Source organism: Polynucleobacter sp. 35-46-11 (assembly GCF_002281105.1).
This window is the reverse complement of record NZ_NCFJ01000195.1, coordinates 1-4,276: the sequence shown is the minus strand read 5'-3', so window position 1 is coordinate 4,276 and position 4,276 is coordinate 1. Positions and strand designations below refer to the sequence as shown.

General features: G+C 47.9%; 5 protein-coding genes. 1 reads left to right on the top strand and 4 read right to left on the bottom strand.

All coding sequences use genetic code 11. The features are described from left to right. Window positions 1-49 precede the first annotated feature (49 nt). Window positions 50-499: an HPP family protein gene (locus B7Y67_RS11600; protein ID WP_293598776.1), complete on the top strand. Its 450-nt coding sequence runs from the start codon at window positions 50-52 to the stop codon at window positions 497-499. A gap of 33 nt (window positions 500-532) precedes the next feature. On the opposite strand, the gene ruvB is transcribed toward B7Y67_RS11600, so the two are convergent. From ruvB to purH, 4 genes are all read right to left on the bottom strand, one after another. Continuing rightward, window positions 533-1,600: a Holliday junction branch migration DNA helicase RuvB gene (ruvB, locus tag B7Y67_RS11595; protein WP_215386855.1), complete on the bottom strand. Its 1,068-nt coding sequence runs from the start codon at window positions 1,598-1,600 to the stop codon at window positions 533-535. Between the two features lie 31 nt (window positions 1,601-1,631). Further along, entirely contained in the window at window positions 1,632-2,216 is a 585-nt protein-coding gene (gene ruvA, locus B7Y67_RS11590; protein ID WP_215302093.1) for a Holliday junction branch migration protein RuvA, read from the bottom strand. A 26-nt stretch (window positions 2,217-2,242) separates the two neighbouring features. Continuing rightward, a complete protein-coding gene (gene ruvC / locus B7Y67_RS11585) occupies window positions 2,243-2,764 on the bottom strand; it encodes a crossover junction endodeoxyribonuclease RuvC (protein WP_293598775.1) in 522 nt (173 codons plus the stop codon). Between the two features lie 6 nt (window positions 2,765-2,770). Further along, a partial coding sequence (gene purH, locus B7Y67_RS11580) for a bifunctional phosphoribosylaminoimidazolecarboxamide formyltransferase/IMP cyclohydrolase (RefSeq protein ID WP_293598774.1) occupies window positions 2,771-4,276 on the bottom strand: 1,506 nt, incomplete at its 5' end.

The following is a 4,276-nucleotide window of genomic DNA, read 5'->3' as shown; positions in this document are numbered from 1 at the left end:
GACCGTGCCGTCATAGATCTGGCCGACTTCCGGCTCGGAGGCGATCGACTTGATCCAATTGATCGCCGCCTTGATGGACTCGCCGTTCGCGGAGGCGATGTATCTTGGAGACCTCAGTGGTGTAAATGAATGGCTGACGGCTTCTTTGGGTGCTAGCGCTTTACTAGTTTTTGTGCTTCCACAGAGCCCCATGGCTCAACCTTGGGCAGTCATTGCAGGTAATACTCTATCTGCTTTAGTCGGTATCTCAGTCATTCATTTTGTGGAAGATCCACTGATGGCAATGTCATTGGCAGCCAGCTTATCCATTTTAGGAATGTTTATTTTGCGCTGCTTGCACCCTCCTGCCGCAGCAATTGCTTTAATTGTGGTGCTTGGCAATGTCATGCATTATCGGTATGCAATATTTCCGATAATGATAGATTCTGTAATACTAGTTTTGGTTGCGGCAGCCTATAGCAATTTAACTGGTAAAAGTTACCCCAATAGACCAAGCTAGGATTGATAACTTTTCTAGCTTATCTGAATAATTTCAAGATATCTGGCCATCACCAGCAGGTGGCGTTAGGCCAAAATGCTCATAAGCCTGACGTGTTGCGACCCTGCCTCTAGAGGTTCTTTGTAGGTAGCCTTGTTGAATCAGGTAGGGCTCCAATACATCTTCAATGGTGTCACGCTCTTCGCCAATAGCGGCTGCTAAGTTATCAATACCCACTGGCCCGCCATCAAACTTATGCAAGATAGCTTCCAGTAATTTCCTGTCCATTACATCAAAACCACTTGGGTCCACATCGAGCATTTTTAATGCTGCATCTGCCATTTGCTTGGTAATGGTGCCGGTACCCTTGACCTCGGCATAGTCACGTACTCGACGTAGCAGGCGATTGGCAATACGTGGTGTGCCTCTAGCGCGCTTTGCAATCTCAATCGATCCCTCTGGGTCAATATCAGCTTTGAGTAAGCTGGCAGAGCGCGTAATAATTTTGGTGAGCTCTTCAGTAGTGTAGAACTCCAGTCTTGCCACAATACCAAAGCGATCACGCAGTGGATTAGTGAGCATACCGGCACGAGTAGTTGCACCGATTAAGGTAAATGGCTTGAGATCAATTTTGACGCTGCGCGCTGCAGGCCCCTCACCAATCATGATGTCCAGGCTGTAGTCTTCTAGTGCTGGATAGAGAATCTCCTCAACTACTGGAGAGAGTCGATGAATCTCATCAATAAAGAGCACATCGTTTGCTTCCAAATTGGTAAGTAATGCAGCAAGATCGCCAGGTCTATCCAGAACGGGGCCGCTAGTTTGGCGCAAGTTCACGCCTAGTTCTCTAGCAATGATGTGGGCTAGGGTAGTTTTACCAAGGCCAGGAGGGCCAAAAAGTAGTACGTGATCGAGAGCCTCTTGTCGGGCTCTCGTTGCAGTAATAAAGATTTCTAGTTGAGCGCGAGCCTTGGTTTGACCAACATACTCATCCAACTGTTTTGGACGCAAGGCTCTTTCAAAGACGGCTTCAGAATTACCTGCCGCGCCGCTAACGATACGGTCATTGGCTTCAGGTAAATCTTCGGGAATTGAGCTGAGATCTTCGGTGTGGATTGCCATACTGCAAGTGTAGTGGTGTTTGAGTGCTTAGTTATGAAGACTTCGAGAGGTATTTGAGGCCCATGCGAATACCATCTGAAACGGTAGTGTCAGGCGGTATTTGTTTGAGGGCAAGATGCGCTTCTTTTTCTGAATAACCTAGCGCCAAGAGTGCCTGCAATATTTCACTGCTGGCTTCAATTGTCTGGGGCTTGCCACCCACAATTCCTAAATCTGGAGCTAGCTTCCCTTTGAGCTCGAGGCAAAGACGCTCGGCAGTCTTTTTCCCAATGCCAGGAACCTGAGTCAGGCGTCCCGCTTCTTGCATTGCAATGGCTTGAGCTAATTCATTGACACTCATGCCGGAAAGTACTGCAAGGGCAGTCCGCGATCCAACACCGCTAATTTTGATCAGTTGTCTAAAAGCTTCGCGCTCTGTTTCTGTAGCAAAGCCAAAAAGTTGCTGCGCATCTTCTCGTACTTGAAAGTGCGTGAGAAGTGTAATTTTTTGATTAGTCTCTGGCAATTGGTACAGGGTACTCATGGGCACATCGATCTCATAACCAACGCCTTGGCAATCTACCAAGAGGCGAGGTGGGTGAACCGAAACGAGAATTCCTTGAATGCGACCAATCATGTAAAGATCTTAACCTGTTTGTATTGTTATTTCTTACTACTCTTTTTGGGCATAAGGGCGGCAGTAATGGCTTTCGGAATCTGGGCATGATGCGCAGCGCAAATCGCCACCCCTAATGCATCGGCTGCATCTGTACCAGGGGCGCGGCTTAGGCGTAGCAAACGCTTGACCATTTCTTGCACCTGAGGTTTGGTGGCTCTTCCAGTTCCGACGATGGACTGCTTTACCCTAAGTGCACTGAACTCTGCGACTGGGAGCTTGTCGGACACTAGAGCTGCAATCACTGCACCTCGTGCCTGACCTAGCATCAATGTAGAGCGAGGATTGACGTTCAGGAATACTTCTTCAATAGCAGCTTGCTCTGGGTGGTATGTCTCTAGAACTTCTTTAATGCCTGCATACAAGATTCCCAGTCGCTCAGGAAGTCCTTGTGCTGGGTCGCCACTCTCAATCGTCCCAGAGGCTACGTAACTCAGCTTTTGGCCATCAACATCAATAACGCCAAAACCCGTTGTTCGTAGACCTGGGTCGATTCCTATCCAGCGCATGGGTGCTTAGTGTCGGAAGTGACGTGTGCCAGTAAAGATCATGGCAATGCCATGCTCATTGGCCGCCGCAATAATTTCATCATCACGCATGCTGCCACCAGGCTGGATGGCGCAGCTTGCACCACCATTTACAACGACATCCAAGCCATCTCTGAATGGGAAGAAGGCATCGCTAGCAACTGCCGAGCCTTTCAGGCTCAGACCTGCGTTCTCTGCCTTAATGCTTGCCATGCGAGCGGAATCGACGCGACTCATTTGACCAGCACCAATACCAAGCGTCATGCCCTTAGCGCAATACACAATTGCATTTGACTTCACAAACTTGGCAACGCGCCATGCAAACATCATGTCATGCATTTCGCTTGGAGTTGGAAGACGCTTACTTACAACACGCATTTCGTTTTCAAGGACGTTTTTCGCATCAGGAGACTGAACTAGCAATCCGCCGCCAACGCGTTTGAAGTCAAAAGTATTAAACGCAGTGCCCAGAGGAATCTCTAAGAGACGCACATTTTGTTTAGCAGCAAATATAGCCTTTGCTTCATCGCTAAAACTAGGCGCAATTAATACTTCTACAAACTGTTTGGAAATTGCCTCAGCTGCGGCACCGTCACATGGCACATTGAGGGCAATAATTCCACCGAAGGCAGAGCTTGGGTCGGTTTTAAATGCTTTTTGATAAGCCTCGAGGCCGTTAGCTGCAACGGCTACGCCGCAAGGGTTGGCATGCTTAATAATGACGCAGGCTGCGGCACCACCAGTACTGCCAGTGAAGCTCTTGACGCATTCCCAGGCAGAGTCAGCATCAGCGATGTTGTTGTAGGAGAGCTCTTTACCTTGTAGTTGCTTGTAATTGGCAAGCGCACCATCAACCGGATAGATATCTTTATAAAAAGCAGCTGATTGGTGTGGGTTCTCCCCATAACGCATCTCTTGTACTTTTTCAAAGGCAAGGTGTAAGGTTTCTGGATAGGCAGAACGTTTCTTGTGATCGAGATCATCACCTAATGCAGATAAATAATTGGCAATCGCGCCGTCGTATTGAGCGGTATGGGCAAATACCTTTTTAGCTAGAGCTAAATTAGTTTTATAGGAAACCACGTTCTGATTGACTTTCATTTCTTCAAGTACAGGCGCGTAGTCTTCTGGTGAAATGAGCACCGTCACATCTTGATGATTCTTGGCGGCAGCACGCAACATGGCTGGGCCACCAATATCAATATTTTCAACCGCATCTTCAAATGAGCAATCGGCTTTAGCAACGGTCTCATTAAACGGATAGAGATTAATAACTAGCATGTCGATCGTATCGATACCATGTTCTTTCAAAGCAGCCATATGCTCAGGGAAGTCTCGACGAGCCAATAAGCCACCATGCACCATGGGATGCAGGGTCTTTACGCGGCCATCCAACATCTCTGGGAACTTGGTGAGTGAAGATACCTCCACTACAGGTAAATTATTTTCAGCTAATAGCTTTGCAGTACCACCAGTAGAAATCAGTTTGATGCC